This window comes from Pseudomonas mucidolens (assembly GCF_900106045.1).
Classification (GTDB): Bacteria; Pseudomonadota; Gammaproteobacteria; order Pseudomonadales; family Pseudomonadaceae; genus Aquipseudomonas; species Aquipseudomonas mucidolens.
Genome location: NZ_LT629802.1, coordinates 4,666,677 through 4,689,971, shown reverse-complemented (window position 1 = coordinate 4,689,971; position 23,295 = coordinate 4,666,677). Strand labels below are relative to the sequence as shown.

Annotated in this window: 19 protein-coding genes and 1 pseudogene; 6 read left to right on the top strand and 14 right to left on the bottom strand. The window is 61.0% G+C overall.

Annotation, left to right across the window (positions count from 1 at the left end; translation table 11 throughout):
- The first annotated feature begins 24 nt into the window (after positions 1-24).
- A complete protein-coding gene (locus BLU75_RS21575; RefSeq protein WP_084381805.1) occupies positions 25-951 on the top strand; it encodes a sigma 54-interacting transcriptional regulator in 927 nt (308 codons plus the stop codon).
- Between the two features lie 150 nt (positions 952-1,101).
- Positions 1,102-1,884: a MetQ/NlpA family ABC transporter substrate-binding protein gene (locus tag BLU75_RS21570; RefSeq protein ID WP_084381804.1), complete on the top strand. Its 783-nt coding sequence runs from the start codon at positions 1,102-1,104 to the stop codon at positions 1,882-1,884.
- A 99-nt stretch (positions 1,885-1,983) separates the two neighbouring features.
- Here the strand turns inward: BLU75_RS21570 and BLU75_RS21565 are convergent, their stop codons facing one another.
- The gene (locus BLU75_RS21565; RefSeq protein ID WP_084381803.1) at positions 1,984-3,144 is read right to left on the bottom strand and encodes an AAA family ATPase; all 1,161 of its coding nucleotides are present in this window, start codon (positions 3,142-3,144) and stop codon (positions 1,984-1,986) included.
- Between the two features lie 122 nt (positions 3,145-3,266).
- Between BLU75_RS21565 and BLU75_RS21560 the strand changes: the two genes are divergently transcribed.
- The 3 genes from BLU75_RS21560 to BLU75_RS21550 are packed head-to-tail and all read left to right on the top strand — an operon-like array spanning position 3,267 to position 8,490.
- A complete protein-coding gene (locus BLU75_RS21560) occupies positions 3,267-4,376 on the top strand; it encodes an efflux RND transporter periplasmic adaptor subunit (protein ID WP_084381802.1) in 1,110 nt (369 codons plus the stop codon).
- Positions 4,373-5,443 carry an efflux RND transporter periplasmic adaptor subunit gene (locus BLU75_RS21555; RefSeq protein ID WP_084381801.1) on the top strand — a complete coding sequence of 357 codons (1,071 nt, stop codon included), beginning with the start codon at positions 4,373-4,375 and terminating at the stop codon, positions 5,441-5,443. Before BLU75_RS21560 ends, BLU75_RS21555 begins: the two co-directional genes overlap by 4 nt.
- Positions 5,440-8,490 (top strand): efflux RND transporter permease subunit, encoded by a 3,051-nt coding sequence (locus tag BLU75_RS21550; protein ID WP_084381800.1) that lies wholly within the window; start codon positions 5,440-5,442, stop codon positions 8,488-8,490. The genes BLU75_RS21555 and BLU75_RS21550 overlap by 4 nt, the downstream gene beginning before the upstream one ends.
- 18 nt (positions 8,491-8,508) lie before the next feature.
- Here the strand turns inward: BLU75_RS21550 and BLU75_RS21545 are convergent, their stop codons facing one another.
- The 13 genes and pseudogenes from BLU75_RS21545 to BLU75_RS21480 all read right to left on the bottom strand — a co-directional run bounded on the left by BLU75_RS21545 (position 8,509) and on the right by BLU75_RS21480 (position 20,926).
- On the bottom strand, positions 8,509-9,144 hold the full coding sequence (locus BLU75_RS21545) for a class I SAM-dependent methyltransferase (protein ID WP_084381799.1): 636 nt from the start codon (positions 9,142-9,144) through the stop codon (positions 8,509-8,511).
- Positions 9,145-9,396: 252 nt separating this feature from the next.
- Positions 9,397-9,594 (bottom strand): annotated as a pseudogene (locus BLU75_RS21540) (ABC transporter permease); the annotation flags it as partial.
- Between the two features lie 183 nt (positions 9,595-9,777).
- Positions 9,778-10,422 carry a methionine ABC transporter permease gene (locus BLU75_RS21535; RefSeq protein WP_084381798.1) on the bottom strand — a complete coding sequence of 215 codons (645 nt, stop codon included), beginning with the start codon at positions 10,420-10,422 and terminating at the stop codon, positions 9,778-9,780.
- Positions 10,412-11,527: a methionine ABC transporter ATP-binding protein gene (locus BLU75_RS21530; protein WP_084381797.1), complete on the bottom strand. Its 1,116-nt coding sequence runs from the start codon at positions 11,525-11,527 to the stop codon at positions 10,412-10,414. The genes BLU75_RS21535 and BLU75_RS21530 overlap by 11 nt, the downstream gene beginning before the upstream one ends.
- A gap of 2 nt (positions 11,528-11,529) precedes the next feature.
- A complete protein-coding gene (locus BLU75_RS21525; RefSeq protein ID WP_084381796.1) occupies positions 11,530-12,339 on the bottom strand; it encodes a MetQ/NlpA family ABC transporter substrate-binding protein in 810 nt (269 codons plus the stop codon).
- Positions 12,340-12,352: 13 nt separating this feature from the next.
- Positions 12,353-13,723, bottom strand: coding sequence for an LLM class flavin-dependent oxidoreductase (locus tag BLU75_RS21520; protein WP_084381795.1), 1,371 nt, complete (start codon positions 13,721-13,723; stop codon positions 12,353-12,355).
- Complete coding sequence (locus BLU75_RS21515; RefSeq protein WP_084381794.1) at positions 13,723-14,916, bottom strand: SfnB family sulfur acquisition oxidoreductase; 1,194 nt, start codon at positions 14,914-14,916, stop codon at positions 13,723-13,725. Before BLU75_RS21515 ends, BLU75_RS21520 begins: the two co-directional genes overlap by 1 nt.
- 23 nt (positions 14,917-14,939) lie before the next feature.
- Positions 14,940-16,181 (bottom strand): SfnB family sulfur acquisition oxidoreductase, encoded by a 1,242-nt coding sequence (locus BLU75_RS21510; protein WP_084381793.1) that lies wholly within the window; start codon positions 16,179-16,181, stop codon positions 14,940-14,942.
- 346 nt (positions 16,182-16,527) lie between these two features.
- Entirely contained in the window at positions 16,528-17,229 is a 702-nt protein-coding gene (locus BLU75_RS21500; RefSeq protein ID WP_231982586.1) for a hypothetical protein, read from the bottom strand.
- Positions 17,230-17,540: 311 nt separating this feature from the next.
- Entirely contained in the window at positions 17,541-18,287 is a 747-nt protein-coding gene (gene tcyN / locus BLU75_RS21495; RefSeq protein WP_084381791.1) for an L-cystine ABC transporter ATP-binding protein TcyN, read from the bottom strand.
- A 3-nt stretch (positions 18,288-18,290) separates the two neighbouring features.
- On the bottom strand, positions 18,291-18,956 hold the full coding sequence (gene tcyL, locus BLU75_RS21490; protein ID WP_084381790.1) for a cystine ABC transporter permease: 666 nt from the start codon (positions 18,954-18,956) through the stop codon (positions 18,291-18,293).
- Positions 18,956-19,750: a cystine ABC transporter substrate-binding protein gene (gene tcyJ / locus BLU75_RS21485; RefSeq protein ID WP_090221555.1), complete on the bottom strand. Its 795-nt coding sequence runs from the start codon at positions 19,748-19,750 to the stop codon at positions 18,956-18,958. The genes tcyL and tcyJ overlap by 1 nt, the downstream gene beginning before the upstream one ends.
- A gap of 183 nt (positions 19,751-19,933) precedes the next feature.
- Positions 19,934-20,926 (bottom strand): D-cysteine desulfhydrase, encoded by a 993-nt coding sequence (locus BLU75_RS21480; RefSeq protein WP_084381788.1) that lies wholly within the window; start codon positions 20,924-20,926, stop codon positions 19,934-19,936.
- Between the two features lie 379 nt (positions 20,927-21,305).
- Between BLU75_RS21480 and betT the strand changes: the two genes are divergently transcribed.
- The gene (gene betT, locus BLU75_RS21475; protein WP_165447484.1) at positions 21,306-23,267 is read left to right on the top strand and encodes a choline transporter BetT; all 1,962 of its coding nucleotides are present in this window, start codon (positions 21,306-21,308) and stop codon (positions 23,265-23,267) included.
- Positions 23,268-23,295 lie beyond the last annotated feature (28 nt).

Below are 23,295 nucleotides of genomic sequence, written 5' to 3'. Positions count from 1 at the left end.
CTGAACGCGGGGCGGGAGTTTGCCATGAGTCTGCATGAAATCTATGGTCAGTCATTGCTGACCTTCCCCGACGCGGAAAAAAGCCCGTTGAGCATTCGCGCCAAGGCGCTGGTGTTCGTCGATCCGCGTTCTCGTCAGTTGCGTGAAGACCTCGAAAACCTCGCCCCTCGCGCCTTGCCGGTGTTGATTCGCGGCGAAACCGGCACCGGCAAGGAATTGCTCGCGCGGCATATCCATCGCGGCAGTGATCGCGGTGGCTTGTTCGTCTCGGTCAACTGCGGCGCCATCAGCCCGACCTACGCTGATGCCGAGCTGTTTGGCTATGCCGCCGGCAGCCACAGCGGTTCAGCCAGCAGTCGCGCCGGCTGGTTTGGTTCAGCCAATGGCGGCACGTTGTACCTGGATGAAATCGGCGACTTGCCGTTGCCGATCCAGAGCAAATTGCTGGCCGCCCTGGAAAATCACGAAATCACCCGTGTCGGTGCCCGGCAGCCCAGCCCGGTGGATGTGCGCCTGGTGGCCGCCACCAGTATCGACCTGGCGCAGGCCGTGGCCGCTGGAAAATTTCACGAACGCCTGTTCCATTACCTCAGCGAAGGCCAGCTTGAGTTGCCGGCGCTGCGTGAGCGCGTGGGCGACATTGCGGCCCTGGCCGAGTACTTTCTCGGTATCTATAGCCAGCGCCTGGAGTTGCCGGTGCCGCTGCTCAGCGACGCCGCGCAACGGGTGCTCGAGCAGCACAGTTGGCCGGGTAACACCCGGGAGTTGGAGAACGTGATTCACTTTGCGCTGCTGGTCAGTCATGGCGCTGAGATTTTGCCGGAACATTTGAATTTACCCGTGCCCTCAGTGACGCAGATTGAACATCACGTTCGGCAGATCCTCAGCGGCGGCAGCGAGGACGAGCGTGCGGCGTTGAAGCGTCTGCTTGGCAGCCTGAGTTCTGTATGAGTGAAATGGAATATCAAAGTGAATAAAAGGTATTGTTCGGGAATAAAAAATACCGGTATTGTCCGTTGCATGCCGCGATAGCACTTCACTGGCACCGCATATAAGAAATGGTCGTCACCGACGCCCTGGATTTTCGATTAAGGACACTGCATGAAAAAGTTTCTGTTGTTCACCGCGCTGGCGGCTGCCCTGACCACTGGCCTGGTCCAGGCCAATGAAAAGCTGGTCATCGCTGCCACGCCGGTGCCCCACGCCGAAATCCTCGAGCTGATCAAGCCGACCCTGGCCAAAGAGGGCGTGGACCTGGAAATCAAGGTGTTCACCGACTACGTGCAGCCGAACGTTCAAGTGGCCGAGAAGCGTCTGGACGCCAACTACTTCCAGACCCTGCCGTACCTGGAAAATTTCAACAAGGGCAAGGGCACCAACCTGGTCACCGTCGTCGGTGTCCACGTTGAACCATTCGGTGGTTATTCCAGGAAAGTCACCAAGCTCGACGATCTTAAAGACGGCGCCACCGTGGCAATTCCTAACGAAGGTTCCAACAGCGGCCGTGCCCTGTTGCTGCTGCAAAAGGCTGGCCTGATCACCCTGAAAGACCCGAAAAACGCACTGTCCACACCCAAGGATATCGTGAGCAACCCGAAGAACCTGAAGTTCAAGGAGTTGGAATCGGCCCTGTTGCCACGGGTTCTGGACCAGGTCGACCTGGACATGATCAACACCAACTACGCGCTGGAAGCCGGCCTGAATCCGGCCAAGGATGCATTGGTCATTGAGTCGTCCGATTCGCCCTACGTGAACTTCCTGGTAGCCCGCCCGGACAACAAGGACAGCGAGGCTATCCAGAAACTCTCCAAGGCCCTGACCAGCCCTGAAGTCAAAGCGTTCATCGAGAAGAAGTACAACGGCGCTGTCGTGCCGGCGTTCTGATTCGCTAAACCCGTTTCAAGGTTTTAACGCCGACGGCTAAGACAGCGTCGGCGTTTTTTTTAGGCCTGGCGTAGGCGGCCGGTCCCAGGCCCTCTGTATTCAGTTCGGCCAATGCCACGCCGGCTCATCCAGCACCCGTTGCCCGACAATCTGCGTCTGCCCCATCACCTTCTCCAGCACAATCGAATTGCACTGCTCATCCTGCTGCAATGCGGCAATCAGGCGGCTGGCATGGGACACCACCCACACCTGGCAGCGTTGTGAGGCCTGGATAATCAGGCGTGCCAGCGCTGGCAGCAGGTCCGGATGCAGACTGGTTTCCGGTTCGTTCAACACCATCATCGTCGGTGGGCGTGGCGTCAGCAGCGCGGCGACCAGCAACAAATAGCGCAAGGTTCCATCCGACAACTCCGCCGCTGACAACGGGCGCAGCAAGCCTTCCTGATAAAACTCAATGGCGAAGCGCCCGCCCTGCAAGGGTTCGATATTCAAGCGGGCGCCGGGAAACGCATCGCTGACCGCCCGCTGCAACGCCTCGGGGTCGCCGATTTCCCGGATGGTCTGCAACGCCGCCGCCAGATCGCGGCCATCGTGATGCAGCACCGGCGTGCGCGTGCCCAGTTGCGGCAGGCGCACCGGTGCGTCGGCGTCGCTGCGAAAATGATCGTAAAAACGCCAGCCGCGAATGCTTTCGCGCAGCATCAACACTTCCGGTGAGCCTCGCAGGCTGCCGACTTGATCGAACAGGCTGTGATAGTCCGGTGTGTGTTGCGCCAGTACATCCCAGGCGCGACCCTCGCGGGCGCGGATCAATGGCCCGGATCGTTGCACCAGCAAGCTCGCCGGGCGGTACAGGTGGCCGGCCCAGATGCATTCTTTCTTGATCTCGGGGTCGAGGCAGAAATAAGACTTGCTGGGTTCTGGCAGGCCCAAGGAAATCGCGTAGCTGAAATCTTCCCCGGCAAATCCCAGGCGCAAACGCTTGACACCCTGGCGCACGGTTGCCTGCACCGCGACTTCGCCCTTGAGCATGCGGCGACTGATGGTTTCGGGCCCGGCCCAGAAGGTCGAATCCAGCCCGCCTTCACGGGCCAAGGCGTTGATCACCCCGCCTTGCGCAGTCTCTGCCAGCAGACGCAAGGCGCGATACAGGTTGGATTTACCGCTGCCATTGGGTCCGGTGATCAGGTTCAGCCGATCCAGTGGCACCACCAGTTTATTGATCGAGCGGTAGTTGGCCACCGCTAAAGTCTTGAGCATGAGCGTCGTATCTGACTGAGAACGAGCGTAAGTATGGGATCCTCCCTGCAGATAAGGAACCCTGAACTACGCTCAGAGTCGCATAGACACTGGCACGTCAGCATCACGCAAAAGGAGCCTGCATGGGCGGTCTAACCTCGACATTTATATGTGGTCTTGCCCTACTGACATTGCTCAGCGGCTGCGGACAGGAAAAACCTGCACCCAAGGAGCACTCCAGAGTATTTGTGCAAACGGTGCAGCCGGGTGACTTTGCCGCCGCCGTGACCCTCACCGGGGATATTCAGGCGCGTGTGCAGACCGATCTGTCGTTTCGTGTCGGCGGCAAAATCGTCCAACGTATGGTCGATGTCGGCGACCGCGTGACTGCCAATCAAGTGCTGGCCAAGCTTGATCCCAAGGATTTGCAGACCAACGTCAATTCCGCCCAGGCTCAAGTGGTGGCGGAACAGGCACGAGTCAAACAGACCGCCGCGGCTTTTGTGCGCCAGGAAAAACTCTTGCCCAAGGGCTATACCAGTCGCAGCGAGTACGACTCGGCCCAAGCCGCATTGCGCAGCAGCCAAAGCGCGCTGGCGGCCGCCCAGGCGCAACTGGCCAATGCTCGCGAGCAATTGGGCTACACCGCCTTGGTCGCGGATGCGCCGGGCGTGATTACCGCGCGCCAGGCGGAAGTCGGCCAAGTGGTGCAGGCCACCGTGCCGATTTTCAGCCTGGCTCGTGATGGTGCGCGTGACGCGGTGTTCAACGTCTATGAAGCGTTATTGATGGAACCGCCGGCCGACCTGCCGATCACCGTCAGCCTGCTGGATAAGCCGACCGTCAAGGCCGTGGGCCGGGTACGTGAAGTAACCCCGGCCGTGGCCACCAACAGCGGCACGGTGCAGGTGAAGATCGCGCTGGACGACTTGCCCAAGGGCATGCAACTGGGCTCGGTGGTCAGCGCCACGGCCAACGGGCCGGCCAAACGCAGCATTGAGTTGCCCTGGGCGGCCCTCACCAAGGACCTCAAGGAGCCAAAGCCTGCCGTGTGGCTGGTGGACGCCGACGGCAAGGCTCAATTGCACAGGGTCACCGTGGCCCGTTACCTGACCGGCAAGGTGATCATCAGTGACGGCCTCGAGGGCGGCGAAAAAGTCGTGGTGGCCGGTGGACAATTACTGCACCCCGGCATGCAGGTAGAGATCGCCCAACCGCCGGATCCAGCCCAGGCCAAGGGAGTGCAGCCATGAAGCAGCTGACGCTGATACTCGTTACCAGCCTGGCGCTGATCGCCTGTTCCAAGGAAGAACCGGCTCCGGAGCCGGTGCGCCCGGTGCTCTCGATTGAAGTGACGTCAGAAGATCAGGAAAACCTCGGGCGTTTCGCTGGCACCATCCAGGCTCGCTACGAAAGCAACCTGGGGTTCCGTGTGCCGGGCCGCATCGCTCGGCGCGCCGTGGACGTTGGCGCCGAAGTGGAAAAGGGCGCCTTGCTGGCGGTGCTCGACCCCACTGACCAACAGAACCAGCTGCGTGCGGCCCAGGGCGACCTGGCCCGTGTCCAGGCGCAATGGATCAATGCCCAGGCCAATGCGCGGCGCCAGCAAGCGCTGTTCGACCGTGGCGTCGGCGCCCAGGCGCAACTGGATCTGGCCCAGACCGACCTGAAAACTACCCAGGCCTCCCTCGATCAAGCCAAGGCTGCCGTCGATCAGGCCAGGGACCAGCTCAATTACGCCGAATTGCACACCGACCATGCCGGCATTGTCACGGCCTGGAATGCCGAGGCTGGCCAAGTGGTCAGCGCCGGCCAGCAAGTGGTGACGCTGGCGCGTCCGGACATCAAGGAAGCGGTGATTGATCTGCCCGCCGGCCTCGCCGAGCGCTTGCCGCCAGACGTGGTGTTTCACGTGGCCGCGCAGTTGGATCCCGAGGTCAACACCACCGCCATCGTGCGCGAAGTCGAACCCCAGGCCCAAAGCGCCACGCGTACCCGTCGCGCCCGCCTGACCCTGGCCGAGCCTCCCGCGGCCTTCCGTCTGGGCACGGCGATCAGCGTGACCTTGAGTTCGGCCATCGCGCCGCGTATCGAGTTGCCCCTCAGCGCGATACAGGAAGTCGACGGCAAGACCCGCATCTGGGTGATTGACCTGCAGAACCAGACCGTACAGCCCCGCGATGTCAGCCTTGTCAGCCGCGATGAACAGCATGTCTTGCTGGAGGGCGGTGTCCAGCCCGGCGAGCGCGTGGTCAGTGCTGGCGTCAACAGCCTGAAGCCCGGGCAAAAAGTCAAAATCGATGAGGACAGCGCGCGATGAAAGGGAGTTTCAACTTATCCGACTGGGCCCTCAAGCATCAGTCCTTCGTCTGGTTCCTGATGTTCGTCGCGCTGCTGATGGGCGTGTTCTCCTACATGAATCTGGGTCGCGAGGAAGATCCTTCCTTCACCATCAAGACCATGGTGATCCAGACGCGCTGGCCTGGCGCGACCCAGGAGGAAACCCTCAAGCAAGTCACCGACCGCATCGAGAAAAAACTCGAAGAACTCGACTCCCTTGACTACGTGAAAAGCTACACCCGACCCGGTGAGTCCACGGTGTTCGTGTTCCTGCGCGACACCACCAGCGCCAAGGACATTCCCGGGATCTGGTACCAGGTGCGCAAGAAGATCGATGACATTCGCGGCAGCTTCCCCCAAGGGTTGCAAGGACCGGCGTTCAACGATGAGTTCGGTGACGTGTTCGGCTCGGTGTACGCCTTTACCGCCGACGGTCTGTCGATGCGCCAGCTGCGCGACTATGTCGAGCAGGTGCGGGCCGAGATTCGGGCGGTGCCGGGGTTGGGCAAGGTCGAGATGATCGGCCAGCAGGACGAAGTGATTTACCTGAATTTTTCCACGCGCAAACTGGCGGCCCTGGGCATTGACCAGCGGCAAGTGGTACAGAGCCTGCAAGCGCAAAACGCAGTGACGCCGGCCGGGGTGATCGAGGCCGGGCCGGAGCGGATTTCCGTGCGCACCTCCGGACAGTTCGCCTCGGAAAAAGACCTGGCCAACGTCAACCTGCGACTCAATGACCGCTTCTACCGCCTGGCGGATATCGCCGATATCACGCGGGGCTATGTCGACCCGGCGCGGCCGATGTTTCGCTTCAATGGCAAACAGGCGATTGGCCTGGCCATCGCCATGCAAAAGGGCGGCAACATCCAGGAGTTCGGCCAGGCGCTGCACCAGCGCATGGACGACCTGACCGCCGATCTGCCGGTAGGCGTCGGGGTGCATAAGGTCTCCGATCAGGCGGAAGTGGTGGAAGAGGCCGTCGGTGGCTTCACCAGCGCGCTGTTCGAAGCGGTCATCATCGTCTTGGTGGTGAGTTTTATCAGCCTCGGCCTGCGTGCCGGATTGGTGGTCGCGTGTTCCATCCCGTTGGTGCTGGCGCTGGTATTTGTATTTATGGAATACAGCGGCATCACCATGCAGCGGGTATCGCTGGGCGCCTTGATCATCGCCTTGGGCCTGCTGGTGGACGACGCGATGATCACCGTGGAAATGATGATCACGCGCCTGGAAAAAGGCGAAACCAAGGAGCAGGCGGCGACGTATGCCTACACGTCCACCGCGTTCCCGATGTTGACTGGTACGCTGGTGACAGTGGCCGGTTTCGTGCCTATCGGCTTGAACGCCAGCTCGGCGGGCGAGTACACCTTCACCCTGTTCGCGGTGATTGCCGTGGCGATGCTGGTGTCGTGGGTGGTGGCGGTGTTGTTTGCGCCGGTGATTGGCGTGCACATCCTCAGCAGCAAGGTCAAACCCCACGACGAGGAACCGGGACGTGTTGGCCGGGCTTTTAACGGCGGGATGCTGTGGGCCATGCGCAACCGTTGGTGGGCAATTGGCATCACCGTATTGCTGTTTGTGGCGTCGGTGTTTTCCATGCAGTTTGTGCAGAACCAGTTTTTCCCGTCTTCGGACCGCCCGGAGATCCTCGTCGATCTCAACCTGCCGCAAAACGCTTCGATCAATGAAACCCGCAAGGCGGTGGATCGTCTTGAAGCGATCATCAAGGATGACCCGGACATTGCCCGTTGGAGCACCTATATCGGCCAGGGTGCGATTCGTTTCTACCTGCCGCTGGATCAGCAACTGGAGAACCCGTACTACGCGCAGTTAGTGATTGTCAGCAAAGGCCTGGAAGAGCGCGGCGCCCTGATCGAACGCCTGCAAAAGCGTCTGCGGGATGACTTCGTCGGGGTGGGCAGTTTTGTCCAGCCGCTGGAAATGGGCCCGCCGGTGGGACGCCCGATCCAGTACCGGGTGTCTGGCAAGGACATCAACCAAGTGCGTAGACACGCGATTGAGCTGGCGACCTTGCTGGATAACAACAGCCACCTGGGGGAGATCATCTACGACTGGAATGAGCCGGGCAAAGTCCTGCGCATCGATATCGCCCAGGACAAGGCGCGACAGCTGGGGCTGTCCTCCGAAGACGTGGCGCAGTTGCTGAACAGCGTGGTCAGTGGCGCGGCGGTGACCCAGGTCAACGACGATATCTACCTGATCAACGTGGTGGGCCGTGCCGAAGATGCCGAGCGGGGGACGCCGGAAACCCTGCAGAACTTGCAGATCGTCACCCCGAGCGGAACCTCGATTCCGCTGCTGGCGTTCGCCGCCGTGGGTTATGAGCTGGAACAGCCGTTGGTATGGCGGCGCGATCGCAAACCGACCATCACCATCAAGGCCGCCGTGCGCGATGACATGCAGCCGACGGATCTGGTCAAGCAACTCAAGCCCGAGATCGACAAGTTCAGCGCTGGCCTGCCGGTGGGCTACGAAGTCGCCACCGGCGGCACCGTGGAAGAAAGCGGCAAGGCCCAGGGTCCGATTGCCCGCGTGGTGCCGTTGATGCTGTTTTTGATGGCGACCTTTCTGATGATCCAGTTGCACAGCGTGCAGAAGATGTTCCTGGTGGCCAGTGTTGCACCGCTGGGGCTGATCGGCGTGGTGCTGGCGTTGATTCCCACGGGTACGCCCATGGGCTTTGTGGCGATCCTCGGGATTCTCGCGCTGATCGGCATCATCATCCGCAACTCGGTGATCCTGGTGACGCAGATCGATGCTTACGAACAGGATGGCTATGCGCCGTGGGATGCGGTGGTGCAAGCCACCGAGCATCGGCGCCGGCCGATTCTGCTGACCGCGGCGGCGGCCAGCCTGGGCATGATCCCCATCGCCCGGGAAGTCTTCTGGGGGCCGATGGCCTACGCGATGATCGGCGGGATCATTATCGCCACCCTGCTGACACTGTTGTTTTTGCCCGCGCTGTATGTGGCCTGGTACAAGATTCGGGAGCCGCAGAACGCCGACTGATTCACACCTGCCACGGGATCATGCGGTCTTTGGTTTGCGCCAGACACTGGCCAGCCAGGGCTGCTGTTCCCGTGGCAAACCGGCGGGTCGATAATAGTGTTCCAGTTCGTCGAACCCGGCGGCGGCGAGTAGCGCCTGCCAGGCCTGCAGGTCATGGTAGGCACCATACCGGGGCCCATTCCAGCCTTCCTGGTTCTCGCCCCTGGGGTTGGAACTGAACAACACGCCAGCGGGTTTCAGTGCCGCGTAAAGCTGTTTGAGAATGCGCGGCAATTCCTGCCCGGGAATATGAAACAGCACCGCGTTGGCGAAGATGCCATCGAAGCGTTCGACGGGCAGATCGAGCTTCAGGAAATCTTGTTGCAACACCTCGCAGCCACTGTCTTCGCGCGCCATCTGCGCGAAACGCTCGGAGCCGTCCAGCCCCACCGCGATATGTCCCAGACGAGTGAAGGTCTGCAAATCCCGCCCCGGCCCACAACCGAAATCCAGCACGGTAAACGGCGCCGAGCCCTGGATATGCCGCAACAGCGCGTCGATATTCTGGCTCACATCGTGATCACGGGTGCCGGCACGAAAATCCTCGGCCACCTGGTTGTAATGGCCGAGCGTCGTGGCGGTGATTCGATCGAGGTCGTCGGGTCGCAGAGTCATGCGGGCAATACCAAGCGTGGAAATAACCGAATATACCCTGTGGCGAACGTACCAAGCACCCTCCTGTGGCGAAGCTTGTCCTGTGTCTAGGGGGTTTGTCCTGTGGCGAGGGGGCTTGTCCCCCGTTGGGCTGCGCAGCAGCCCCCAAAAGGTCTCCCGGTTGATCCAGTCAAACCGGGATGGCAGGTTTGAGGGCTGCTGCGCAGCCCAACGCGGGGCAAGCCCGCTCACCACAAGAGTGCTTCCGGCCTTTCAGCGTTTGTTCAGTACCCGGGCCAACCGATCCCCGCCCAACTGAATCACCGCCACCAGGATCACCAGCAACACAATCACGCTCAGCATGACCTGGCTGTCAAAACGCTGATAACCATAGCGGTAGGCAATATCCCCCAGGCCGCCGGCACCAATCGCGCCGACAATCCCCGGCAGCGCGTCGGGCAGCAGCACGTGCCACAAACACCCTCCTGTGGCGAGGCTTGTCCTGTGGCGAGGGGGCTTGTCCCCCGTTGGGCTGCGCAGCAGCCCCAAAAAATCCTCCCGGTTGATCCAGTCAAACCGGGATGGCAGGTTTGAGGGCTGCTGCGCAGCCCAACGCGGGACAAGCCCGCTCACCACAAGAGTGCTTCCGGACTTTCAGCGTTTGTTCAGTACCCGGGCCAACCGATCCCCGCCCAACTGAATCACCGCCACCAGGATCACCAGCAACACAATCACGCTCAGCATGACCTGGCTGTCAAAACGCTGGTAACCATAGCGGTAGGCAATATCCCCCAGGCCGCCGGCACCAATCGCGCCGGCCATCGCCGAGGAGTTGATCAGGGTCACCAGGGTGATGGTGAACCCGCCGACAATCCCTGGCAGCGCTTCGGGCAGCAGCACGTGCCAGACAATGTGCCAGCGGCGACAGCCCATGGCTTGCGCGGCCTCGATCAAGCCGTGGTCGACTTCCCGCAGGCTGACCTCGGCGATTCGCGCAAAGAACGGCGTGGCGGCGATAGTCAGCGGCACCACGGCGGCCCACACACCGTAGGTGGTACCGACGATCAGCCGGGTGAACGGGATCAACGCGACCATTAGAATCAGAAAGGGAATCGAGCGGAACAGATTGACGAATGCCCCCAGCGCCTGATTCAGCGTGGGCGCCTGGAAGATTCCGGCCTTGTCGCTGGTGACCAGCAATACCGCCAGCGGGACGCCCACCAACAGGGCGATCACTGACGACACGCCGACCATCAACAAGGTGTCGATGAGGCCCTGCACTAAACGCTCAAACCACATAACCCAGTACCTCGACCTGTTGTGCCCAGCGCAACGCACGGGCGCGCAGTGCTTCGGCGTCCAGAGACGAGCCGCTGACCGCCAGCAGCAGTTGTCCCAAGGCGTGGCCCTGGATGCGCTCGACCCCGCCTTGCAGTAACCGTACACGCCCGTCGAGGGCGCCGATCAATGCGCCCAGATCCGGTTCGTCTTCGCTGCTGCCGGTGAACTGCAAGCGCAGCACCACGGCCGCATCCGCCCCGCTTGGCGTGGGTTGCAAGCGACCTTGCAGTTCCTCCGGCAAGCCATGTTGCAGCGGTGCCAACAGGGTTTTACTGACTGCATGCCGGGGGTTGCCAAATACTTCCCAGACGGGGCCTTGCTCGACAATCCGTCCGTGTTCCAGAACCACCACGCGGTGGCAAATCTCGCGGATGACCGCCATCTCGTGGGTGATCAGCACAATGGTCAGGCCCAGGCGCTGGTTGATCTCACGCAGCAAGCCGAGGATCGATTGCGTGGTTTGCGGGTCGAGCGCCGAAGTGGCTTCGTCGCACAGCAGGATCTGCGGGTCGTGGACCAATGCACGGGCGATGCCGACGCGTTGCTTTTGCCCACCGGACAACTGCGCGGGATAGGTCTGGTGCTTGTTCTGCAGACCCACCAGTTGCAGCAACTCGCGGACCTTTTGCTGACGCTGCGCCTTGGGTACGCCGGCGACCTTGAGGGGCAACTCGACGTTCTGCCATACGGTCTTGGCCGACATCAGGTTGAAGTGCTGGAAGATCATGCCTATGCGCCGACGCAGCGCCACCAGGCGGTCTTCATCGAAGTCGCCGATATCCACTTGATCGATCAGCACCCGGCCACTGCTGGGTCGCTCCAGACGGTTAATGGTACGGATCAGCGATGACTTGCCGGCACCGCTGCGGCCGATGATGCCGAACACTTCTCCGTGCTGGATCGCCAGGTCGATGTCTTGCAGGGCATGTACCGTACCGTCATAGGTTTTACCGAGGTTGATAAAGCGCACATGGGCGCGGTTCAGCTCGGGATGCAGCGCGATCTGCTGCGCCTCCCAGGGTGGTGTGCCGAGGTCGCGCAATCGGGCGTTGACAGTACTCATGTTCAACCTTCCCAGCCGACTTGGTAGAGTTTGCCGAGGGACTTATCCAGGGCCGCGCGCACCACCGGCGAGTGCTGATAAATGTCGACGAACTTGATCAGCCTGGGGTCGGTCTTGCGGGTCGGCTGGATCACGAACTGGATCACGTATTCCTTGTAGTCGATGCCGTCGAACAGCAGCGCCGACTCGGCATCGAAGGTTTTGGACAGGCGGATATACGCCGGGTAACCCTGCACCAGATCGGCGTCGTCATAGGCCCGCACCAGTTGCACCGCTTCCACTTGCAGGATCTTGAGGTGTCTGGGGTTGGCGGTGATGTCCTCTTCAGTGGCCTTGTAGCCCACGCCTGGCTTGAGACTGATCAGGCCGGCCTTGGCCAGCAGTTGCAGGCCGCGACCGCTGTTGATCGGGTCGTTGGCAATCGCCACGCTGGCACCCTCGGGCAGCTCGGCGAAACGTTTGTATTTTTTCGAGTACAGGCCGACGTTGTTGATGATGCCGGGTGCGAACGGCACCAGATCAAAGCCGGCCGCCGCCTTGGCGTTTTCCAGGAAAGGAATGTGTTGGAAGTAGTTCACATCGATATCGCCGGCGGCCAGGCTGACATTCGGCGCGATCCAATCGGTGAACTCCACCAGCTCGACTTTCAAGCCTTGTTTGTCGGCTTCTTCGACGGCGGCTTCCAGGGGAATCGCGAAGGCCGCGGTGGTGCCGACTTTCAGCGGCGCGTCGGCGGCAAACAGCGTCGGGCAGTACAGACCGAGGGTCAGGGCCAGTGCCTTGACTGGGAGGGCGAGCGAGGTTTTTTTCATCATAAATGTCCAGTCAAGGGTGGCGGTAGGTGGCGCCGGTGTGTTGTTGGGGTAAATGCGCATCACGCGTAAAGATTTTTTCGCGCAGGGTTCCGCCTTCATACGCGGTCTTGTAGGAGCCTCGCCGCTGCAACTCGGGAATCACCCAGTCGATAAAATCCACATAGCTTTCCGGGGTCACCATGCGCGTCAGGTTGAAGCCATCCAGCCCGGTTTCGTTGATCCAGGATTCGAGTTCGTCGGCCACCTGCTCGGGCGAGCCGACCAGGGTGATATAGCGACCACCGAGGGCGTGTTGTTCAAGTAATTTGCGGCGCGTCCAGTCGTTTTCCTGCAGGGTCTTGGTGGCTGACTGGATGGCGTTGCTCTTCACGTACTGGATCGGTTCGTCCAGTTCGTATTGGAAAAAATCAATCCCGGTCGATGCGCTGAAATGCGCCACGCCGGCCTCGGCGCTGGCGTAGCTCAGGTACTCGGCGTGCTTGGCCCAGGCCAGTTCTTCGGTGGCACCGACGATCACGTTGAGGCCCATGAATACCTTGATGTCGTCCGCGTTGCGGCCGTCTTGCACCGCGCTGGCGCGGACCTTGTCGACCTGAAGCTTGGTGGCGGCTTTGTTCTGTCCACTGATAAACACGCACTCGGCATGCCGGCCGGCGAACAGCAGGCCGCGCTCCGAGCTGCCGGCCTGGAACAGCACGGGCGTGCGTTGTGGAGACGGTTCGCAGAGGTGATAGCCCTCGACCTGATAGAACTCACCCTGATGCTCGATCTTGTGGACTTTATTCGGCTGCGCGTAGACCCGCGCTTGCGGATCGTTGAGCACCGCGTCGTCCTCCCAACTGCCTTCCCAGAGTTTGTACAGCACCTGCAGGTACTCGTCGGCCTGGTCATAGCGTCGGTCATGTTCGACTTGCTCGCGCAGGCCCATGGCCTTGGCCGCACTGTCCAGGTAGCCGGTGACGATGTTCCAACCCACCCGGCCACGACTCAGGTGATCGAGGGTCGACATGCGCCGGGCGAACAGATACGGCGGTTCATAGCTGAGATTGGCGGTCAGGCCGAAGCCAAGATTGCGGGTGGCGGCGGCCATGGCCGAGACCAGTAGCAGCGGGTCGTTGACCGGTAATTGGATTGACTCCTTGAGCGGCACGTCGACAGCATTCTGGTAGACGTCGTATACGCCGACGATATCGGCGATAAACAACCCGTCGAACAGCCCGCGCTCCAGCAACTGTGCCAGCTCGACCCAGTATTCGAGGTTCTTGTACTGGGTCGAGGTGTCGCGAGGATGGGTCCACAGTCCATGGTTGATGTGCCCGATGCAGTTCATGTTGAAGGCATTGAGCAGGATTTTCTTCTTGGGGGGCACAGCCTGGCGCATCAAATCGTCCCTCGCAGTGGCGGATTTTCATGGTTGAGGTAGTAATTGCCCACCGCGTGGTACTTCCAGCGCACCGGGTCGTGCAGGGTGTGCACCCGCGCGTTGCGCCAGTGCCGGTCCAGGCCGTGTTCGGCGAGGGTGGCCTGGCTGCCGGCGAGTTCAAACAAGGTGCTGCCGGCCGCCAGGGATATTTCGGTGCTCAGGGCGCGGGCCTCGGCCACGGCGATGGACGCGGCGGCAACGGAGGCGGCATGAGGATCGGCCTGGGTGCGGTCGAGGTATTCACCGGCACGCTCCAGCAGGGCTTCGCTGGCGTGCAGGCGGCTGCTCAGGTGACCAAAGCTTTTCAGGGTCAGCGGGTCTTCGCTGGCCGTGTCGTTGCCCGCATCGATCCAGGGTCGGGTCTTGGTGCGCACGAAATGCAAGGCGTCCTCGAACGCCGCGCGAGCGATACCGGTGTCGATGGCCGCATGAAGTATTTGTGCCAGCGGACCGACCGGCGTCGGGCGTTCAAACGCGCTTTGAAACGGGACCACGTCAGAGGCCGCGACCCACACGTTGTCGAACACCACCGAACCGCTGCCGGTGGTGCGTTGGCCGAAGCCGCTCCAGTCGTCGATCACCGTCAGGCCCAGGCTTTCGCGCGGGACGAAGGCCAGGTGCTGCACGCCGTGTTCATCCACCACCGAGGTCGGGATCCGCTGCGCGTAGAGCGCGCCGGTGGCGTAGAACTTGCGGCCGCTGATGCGAAATCCGTCGCCGTCGCGGGTCAGCTGGGTGATGCGCTCGTGAGCGGTTTTGGTGCCCAGTTCCGCCAGGGCGTTGCCGAAGCGTTGGCCGGCCAGTACTTCGGCGTACAGGCGTTGTTGTTGCGCAGGGCTGCCGTTCACCCGCAGTACTTCCAGGGCATAAAAATGGTTTTGCGGTATCTGTCCCAGTGACGCATCGGCTTGAGCGATCAGCGCAATGACCTTGGCCAGGGTGACATTCGATACACCGGCGCCGCCGTAGGCCTTGGGTACGCTGATGCCCCACAGGCCGGAGCGGGAAAATACCTCCAGCTCCGGCAGCGGCAGGCGCCGCTCGCGGTCGCGCAAGGCGCTGTCGCGCCGCAGGTCTTCGGCCAGGTCGCTGGCGATTATCAAGGCGTGTTCATCGCTGGTGATGACCGCGACGGCTTGAGAGCGTGTCATGTTGTTCTCCAGGGGGCGGGTCGTCAGATCCAGGAATGCCGTGCCGGCAACTTGCCGTTGAGGTGCCAGGCGCCGATGGCGTGATACTTCCAGCGCACCGGGTCATGCAGGGTGTGGACACGTGCGTTGCGCCAGTGTCGATCGAAATTGAATTCGGCGAGGGTGGCGCGGCTGCCGGCCAGCTCGAAGAGTTTTTCGCTGACCAGCAACGAGACCTCGGTGGTCAGCACCTTGGCATGTGCGACGGCAATCGAGGCGTGTGCGGCTGACTGTTCGGTGATGGGCGCGGCGCTGATGTGGTCCAGGACCTGGCCGGCTTTGCGCAGTAGCGCTTGCGCGGCGTGCAATTCGATGTGCAGTTTGCCGATGTCGGCGATCACATAGGGATCATCACTGGCGCGTTCGACCTTGGCATCGATCCACGGTCGTGAGTGTTCGCGTACAAAACGCTGGGTATCCTCGAGCGCGCCCTGGGCGATGCCGACGTCGATCGCGGCCTGGATCAATTGTGATACCGCGCCCTGAATGTTCGGGACCTGGCCCAGGCGCCAGTTTTCCACGACCAGGTCGGCAGCCACCGGGACATTGTTCAGCAGCACGGTGCCGCTGGCGGTGGTGCGTTGGCCAAAGCCCGACCAGTCATCGACAATGCGCAGCCCGTGGCTGCCACGCTGTACAAATGCCATGACTTGCTGACCGTCATCGTTCAATGCCTTGACCGCTACCCAATGTGCAAACAGCGCACCGGTGGAATAGAACTTCTGGCCGTTGAGGATGAAGTCGTCACCGTCGCGGGTGATCCGCGCTTTCAATTCCAGAGTGTTTTTGGTTCCGCGCTCCGGGCCGGCATTGCCGATGCGCCAGCCGTCCAGGACACGTTGAAACAGCACCTTCTTCTGCGCTTCGCTGGCGGCGCTTTGCAGCCCGTGCAGGATGCCGAAGTGGTTCTGCGGGATTTGCCCCAGGGCCGGGTCGGCCGCGCTGATAATGGCGAACACTTCGGCCAGGGTCACGAACGACACTTGCGGGCCGCCGTACTCGCGGGGGATGGAAATACTGCCCAGGCCGCTGCGGCTGAACTGCTCGATTTCGGCCCAGGGTAATCGGCGTTGCTGGTCGCGCAGCCCGGCTTGCAGGCGAGCGGCCTTGGCAAGCGCGTGGGCGGCGTCGAGGGCCTGGGCGTCGTTGCACAGCACTTGGGCGGGCAACAAGGGCGGGGCGATGTCCAGATCACTCTGGAAGGGAGGCTTTGCCAGATTGGACATCAATGCTGCTCCTGGGCTGCACTGGATGCCCTGGCATGAAACACCGGGGTAACGCTGACCATACCTACCTCACATTCGTTGAAACGCTAAAGTCATGAATGTCCGGTGGTCCGGTTTATATACCTTAATGATGTTTATTTTATAAATGAACTAACTTTTAGGAATATGAATAGAAGGTCTGTTACCCAGGTTCACAGGCTGAGCCTGGGCAAGCAAATAGCGTCCAGTGTAGGAGCTAGCTTGCTCGCGAAAAACGTTAACGATAACGCGTGTTTCCCGGATAAACCCGGCGCCTATGAGTTCTTCGCGAGCAAGGGCTAGGCGCCCCCCTCGCTCCTACAAAAACCTAACTGAACAGCATTAGGGTGAGCCCGGGCGCCCAGCGTGAATTGTTACCGACCCGATCGAGAATGCAGTAGGTGACGTCCAGCCGGTGATCAGCCCCGGCCTCTTGAATCAGCGCGGGCGGCACCCAGACGTGCACTCGGTGACTGACATCGCGGGCCTGGATTCTCGGCAGGTCCAGGCGAGAATCGCCCCAGCGCAGGGTGATGTCGTCACCCGCGGCCATGTTCAGGTAGGGCTCGATGACCAAGGGCACGCCACGACGAATCTGCCGGCTGTTGACGCCGTGACGACGGATCATTTCGGGGAGGACGACGGGCGCCAGGTTCTGGTTTTCTTCGCCGCACAGGGCTGACGGCTGGCCACCGGGATAATCGGTCTTGACCTGCACCCGGGTAATGGCCGACCGCGCCGCTCCACGACCCACTTGCATGACTCGGTAATGCAGGCGCGCGGTGCCATTCTGGACAAAGCTCTGCGGTACCCGCAGGTGACTGGAAAGGCCGATATCCGTGGCCTGCAGGCATCTGGAGGCGGCAAAGCAGTTGTTCCAGAACAACTCGATCAGATCGCCTTTGCCCATGTTCGGGTAAGGCGCGATATCGACCAGCAGGCGGCTGGCGGCAAAGGCATTGATGCCATGCCGATGGGCCTGGGGTAGGGTGGGTGCGGCAAGCATCGCCGGGGTTGAAATGCGCGTCATAAATAATCTCCTTGATGCAGCCAGCAGCAATCGTTCCGAACCGCAGGCACGTCAGGCGCAGCCGTTCGCAAGCACGATTTTTGTGAAAAGCCGGAATAGGATCCAATCCTCAGGACGTTAGATAAGAGGGTTGGCCAGGGAGCGTCAATGGCGGCAAAAGGCTAAACGGCGGGTTTGGGATTATTCAGAAGGGTCTTACTGGGCGAGGGCTTGAAAGGCGGGGTTGGTGGGGCGCTTTACTCAGCGGATGAGGCCGGCCCCTGTAGGAGCGTGAGTGATGCACGCTGCCTACAGGGGACGAGGACGGAGCCTTAATGGGTAAGGAACTTGCTCAGGAACTGCCGCGTGCGTTCTTCCTTGGGGTTGGCAAACAACGCTTTGGCTTCACCTTGCTCGACGATCACGCCCTTGTCGAAGAAAATCACCCGGTTGGCCACGTCCCGCGCAAAACCCATCTCGTGGGTGACGATGACCATGGTGCGATTTTCTTCAGCCAGGCTGCGAATGGTCGCCAACACTTCGCCCACCAGCTCCGGATCGAGGGCCGAGGTGGGTTCGTCGAACAGAATCACTTCCGGTTCCATCGCCAGGGCGCGAGCAATCGCGACCCGTTGCTGCTGACCACCGGAAAGGCGTCTCGGGTAGGCGTCTTCCTTGCCCGCGAGACCGACCTTGGCCAGCAATGAACGGCCCAGTGTCACGGCGCTGTCGCGCGGCATCTTCTTGACCACCAGCGGACCTTCGATGACGTTCTCCAACGCGGTGCGATGGGGGAACAGGTTAAAACTCTGGAACACAAAACCCACATGCTGGCGCAGGCGCCGTACCAGGCTTTGTTGCTGGCTGAGAGGGCGGCTGCCGTCGATCTCGATATCCCCGACCTTGATCCGGCCGCTGGTCGGTTCTTCGAGGAAGTTCAGGCAACGCAGGAAGGTGGTCTTGCCGGAACCGCTGGGGCCGATGATGGCGACGACTTCGCCTTCCTTCACTTCCAGATCAATCCCGTTGAGTACCACCTGCCCCTTGAATTGCTTGGTCAGCTTTTCAACCACGATCATGCTTCAAGACTCCTGGTCATGGCGATTGACCCGTGCTTCCAGCCGGTTCTGCAAGTGCGCGAGGACGCTGGCGAGCACCCAGTAAATCAGCGCGGCGGACAGATACATGGTGAAAATTTCGAAGGTTCGGGCCGAGACCAATTGCGCCTGGCGGAACAGCTCGGGCACCTGGATAGTGGCGGCCAACGCGGTGTCCTTGACCAGCGAAATAAAGCTGTTGCCCAACGGCGGCAAGGCGGTGCGCATGGCCTGCGGCAGGATGGCCCGGCGCAAGGTCTGCGCGCGGGTCATGCCGATACTGGCGGCGGCTTCCCACTGGCCGCGCTCGATCGAACCGATGGCGGCACGCAGGATTTCACAGGCGTAGGCAGCCATGTTCAGCGAAAAGCCAATCATCGCTGCCGGTATCGGATCCAGTTCGATGCCGACTTGCGGCAAACCGTAGTAGATCAGGAACAGTTGCACCAGCAACGGCGTGCCACGAAAGAACGACACATAGACCCGGGCGACCCAACTCAGTAACTTGAAGCGCGACAGGCGCATCAAGGCCAGGCCAAAGCCCAGCAGCGAGCCGAAAAACATCCCGCCGAGGCTAAGAATCACTGTGTAGTACGCGCCCTTGAGCAGAAAGGGCGCGGAGTCGAGCGCGAGTTGGAAACCTGTTTCCATTATTGAGTGACGTCAGCGTTGAAGTATTTTTCGGACAACTTCTTCAAGGTGCCGTCGGCGCGCAGTTTGTCGAGGGCCTTGTTCACCGCGTCGAGCAATTCAGGCTCGCCCTTGCGCAAGGCCACACCGGCTTCCTGACGTGAGAACGGTTCGCCGGCGGCAGCGGTGTCCTGGGCTTTCTTGGCGTATTCCAGCGCCGCCAGGCGGTCGATCAGAATGGCATCGATGCGGCCGATGCGCAGGTCCTGGAATTTGGTGGGGTCATCGTTGTAGGTCTTGATGATGGCTTTCGGTGCGTTGTCCTTGAGCCATTGTTCGTAGTTGGTGCCCAGGCCGACCCCGACTTTCTTGCCCGCCAGATCGTCGGCGGTCTTGATGCTGTCGACGTTGTCCTTCAGGGTCAGCGCCTGGATCCCGGGGACGGTGTAAGGCTGGGAGAAGTCATACTTCTTCTTGCGCTCCTCGGAGATGGTCACCTGGTTGACCACCGCGTCCAGACGCTTGGATTCCAGCGCTGCGAGGATGCCGTCCCACGGCGTGGCTTGTAGCTTGATCTTGACGCCCAGCTCCTTGGCCAGGGCTTCGGACAGCTCGACCTCAAAGCCGCTGAGCTTGCCGCTTTCGTCCACGAAGCTGAACGGTGGATAGGTGCCTTCCAGGCCGACCTTGACCACGCCGGCTTTCTTGATGTTGTCCAGTTGCTCGCCGGCAACCGCCTGGCCCAGCAAACCGGCCCCGAGGGCCAGCCCCAATGTGCCAACCAGTAACGTGCGACGCAGTACAGAAATAGTCATGACAAGCCCCTGTGTTTTTTATGTTGAGCGAAGCAGGTGACGCAGTGGTCGTATCCTGCCCTAAAACCGCGGTCTGTGGGAGCGCGACTATAGGGCGAAGGCTAAAGTCTTAAAAATAATATAAAGGCAGTTTTATACTTCTTATCTGAATATGTGATGGTTTTAGGTTGGGTGTCGGGTGCATCAGAACGCCGAGTCGTAGGCAAACAATGCCGGCGCTCCGCCGGTGTGCAGGAAGATGATCGGGCCGTCATCAAACGCCTGGCGCCCGATGCCGTCGAGCAATCCGGCCATGGCTTTGCCGGTATAGACCGGGTCCAGCAACATGCCTTCCTGGCTCGCCAGCAGTTTGATCGCGGCCAGGGTGCCGGCGTTGGGCTCGCCATAACGCGGGGCGAAGTACTCGTCCCACAAGATCACCTTGAACGCGTCGGGCACCTGCACGCCCAACAACTCGGCCGCGCGCTCGGCCAGGCCTTGTACTTTGGGACGCTGGGCTTCGTCGGTGCGCGAGACGGTGACGCCGATCACTGGCAAGTCCGGCAATACCTCACTTAATGCCAGCGCCAGGCCGCTGTGGGTGCCGGCGCTGCCGGAAGCCAGGACCACGGCGGCGAATTGAATGCCGCTGTTTTCGATCTGCGCGGCCAACTCCAGGCCCGCGCGGACATAACCCAGGGCGCCGAGCGCGTTGGAGCCGCCGATCGGTACCAGATAGGGATTTTTGCCGTTGTTGCGCAAGCGCTCGGCCAGGGCGTTGAGTTGCTCGTCGGCGTTGTCCAGGTTCTCGACCAATTCGACCTTGGCGTCGAACAACTCCACCAGCAGTCGATTGCCGTTGCTCAGGTAATTGGCGTCTTCAGTACCCGTGGGGTTTTCCAACAGTGCAACGCAGCCCAGACCTAGCCTGGCGGCGAGAGCGGCCGTCTGGCGCACGTGGTTGGACTGGATAGCGCCAGCGGTGATCAGGGTGTCGGCCCCTTGGGCGAGAGCATCGGCGGCGAGGTATTCGAGTTTGCGCAGCTTGTTACCGCCCATGGCCAGCGGCGTGGTGTCGTCGCGCTTGATGTAGATATCGCGCCCCAGCCAGGTCGACAGTCGTTCGAGTTTTTCCAGGGCGGTGGCACCGCCGAGCAGTTCCAGACGATTAAAGCGGTCGAGCTGTTGTTTGATCATGGCTACGCACGGGTGTTTAAGAGATAAGCGGACTATAGGCAGGCGTTTTTCAGGGGGCAACTGTCAATTCGGCTGTCAGCGTCGATATTCAGTTGGGGCACAGATCGCCTCGGGCTTGTCTGTCGAGCACTGAACGTTTGTCATCCGCGCACGTCATAGCTGTCCTTGAGCTAGTGTAGGAATGACCTACCGCTCGGCTCTGAGATTAGTCCCAGACTGCCTATTCATGTTTAACTTGATCGCTCGTTCAAGTTAAATCGGTGGTTCGCTGCCCGGTCACAACAGGAGGCTTATCTTTGCTGAGTCCGTTTTTTACCGCCCCATCCGAGGTGTGCTTTTCATGAGTGCATCGTCTATTCCTTCCAGCGGCCTGGTGCGCATGAATGCGCCGGTGTTTTACTTCGCCGCAAGTTTCATCCTGCTGTTCGGCCTCACGGTCATCGCGATCCCGGAGCAGGCCGGCGCCTGGTTGCTGGCGGCGCAAAACTGGGCGGCCAACACGGTCGGCTGGTACTACATGCTGGCGATGACCCTGTATCTGGTCTTCGTGGTGGTCACCGCGTTGTCTGGCTACGGCAAGATCAAACTCGGTGCCGACCACGACGAGCCCGAATTCAGTTACCTGTCCTGGGCTGGCATGTTGTTCGCCGCCGGGATCAGCATCACGCTGTTCTTCTTCTGCGTCTCTGAGCCTTTGACCCATCTGGTGCAACCGCCCCAAGGCGAAGCGCTGAATGCCGAGGCGGCGCGCCAATCCATGCAGATCCTGTTTCTGCACTGGGGCCTGCACGGCTGGGGGGTGTTTGCGTTTGTCGGCATGGCCCTGGCGTATTTCGCCTATCGGCACAACCTGCCGCTGGCGTTGCGTTCGGCGCTGTACCCGCTGATCGGCAAGCGCATCAATGGCCCCATCGGCTATGCGGTGGACGGCTTCGGTATCATCGCCACGGTGTTCGGCCTGGGCGCGGACATGGGGTTTGGGGTGCTGCACCTCAACTCGGGCCTGGATTACCTGTTTGGCATTGCCCACACCCAATGGGTCCAGGTCGGCCTGATCACGTTGATGATGGGCGCCGCGATCCTCGTCGCCGTCGCTGGCGTCGACAAGGGTGTGCGGGTGATGTCCGATATCAACATGCTGCTAGCCTGCGCGCTGTTGCTGTTCGTGTTGTTCGCCGGGCCGACCCAGCACTTGCTCAACACCCTGATCCAGAACATCGGAGATTACCTAGGCGCTTTGCCGACCAAGAGTTTCGACGTCTATGCCTACAATGAGCCCAGCGAGTGGCTCGGTGGCTGGACCGTGTTTTATTGGGCCTGGTGGATCGCATGGTCGCCGTTCGTGGGCCTGTTTATTGCGCGCATTTCCCGTGGCCGGACCATCCGTGAATTCGTCTTCGGTGTGCTGTTGATCCCGCTGGGCTTCACCCTGGCCTGGATGTCGATCTTCGGCAACAGTGCCATCGACCAGGTGCTCAACCACGGCATGGTTGCGTTGGGTCAATCGGCCATCGACGATCCGTCGATGAGTCTCTACCTGCTGCTGGAAACCTACCCGTGGAGCAAGACCGTGATTGCGGTCACGGTGTTTATCAGCTTCGTGTTCTTCGTCACCTCGGCCGATTCCGGCACCGTGGTGCTTTCCACCCTGTCGTCCAAAGGCGGCAATGCGGATGAAGACGGGCCGAAGTGGCTGCGGGTGTTCTGGGGGGCCATGACTGCGCTGGTGACCAGCGCCTTGCTGTTTTCCGGCAGCATCGACTCGCTCAAGTCGGCGGTGGTGCTGACCTCGCTGCCGTTCTCGATGATCTTGTTGTTGATGATGTGGGGGCTGCACAAGGCCTTCTACCTCGAGTCCCAGAAGCAGATCGCCCAGTTGCATTCGTTGGCACCGGTCTCCGTTTCGCGCCGTGGCCGCGGCGGCTGGCGTCAGCGCCTGAGCCAGGCCGTGCATTTCCCGTCGCGGGATGAGGTGTACCGATTCCTCGAAACCACCGTGCGCCCGGCGATTGAAGAAGTGACAGCGGTGTTTGTCGAGAAAGGCCTTAACGTCGTTACCCAACCTGACCCGTCCAACGACAGTGTCAGTCTGGAGATCGGTCATGGTGAGGAGCGTCCGTTCGTCTACCAGGTGCAGATGCGCGGCTACTTCACGCCGTCCTTCGCCCGTGGCGGAATGGGCGCAAAAGAGATCAACAACCGTCGCTACTACCGGGCGGAAGTGCACCTGAGCGAGGGCAGCCAGGACTATGATCTGGTGGGCTACACCAAGGAGCAGATCATCAACGACATCCTTGACCAGTACGAACGGCACTTGCAGTTCTTGCATCTGGTTCGCTAAAAGCATCGGTTTTTTTGGCGAGGGGCTC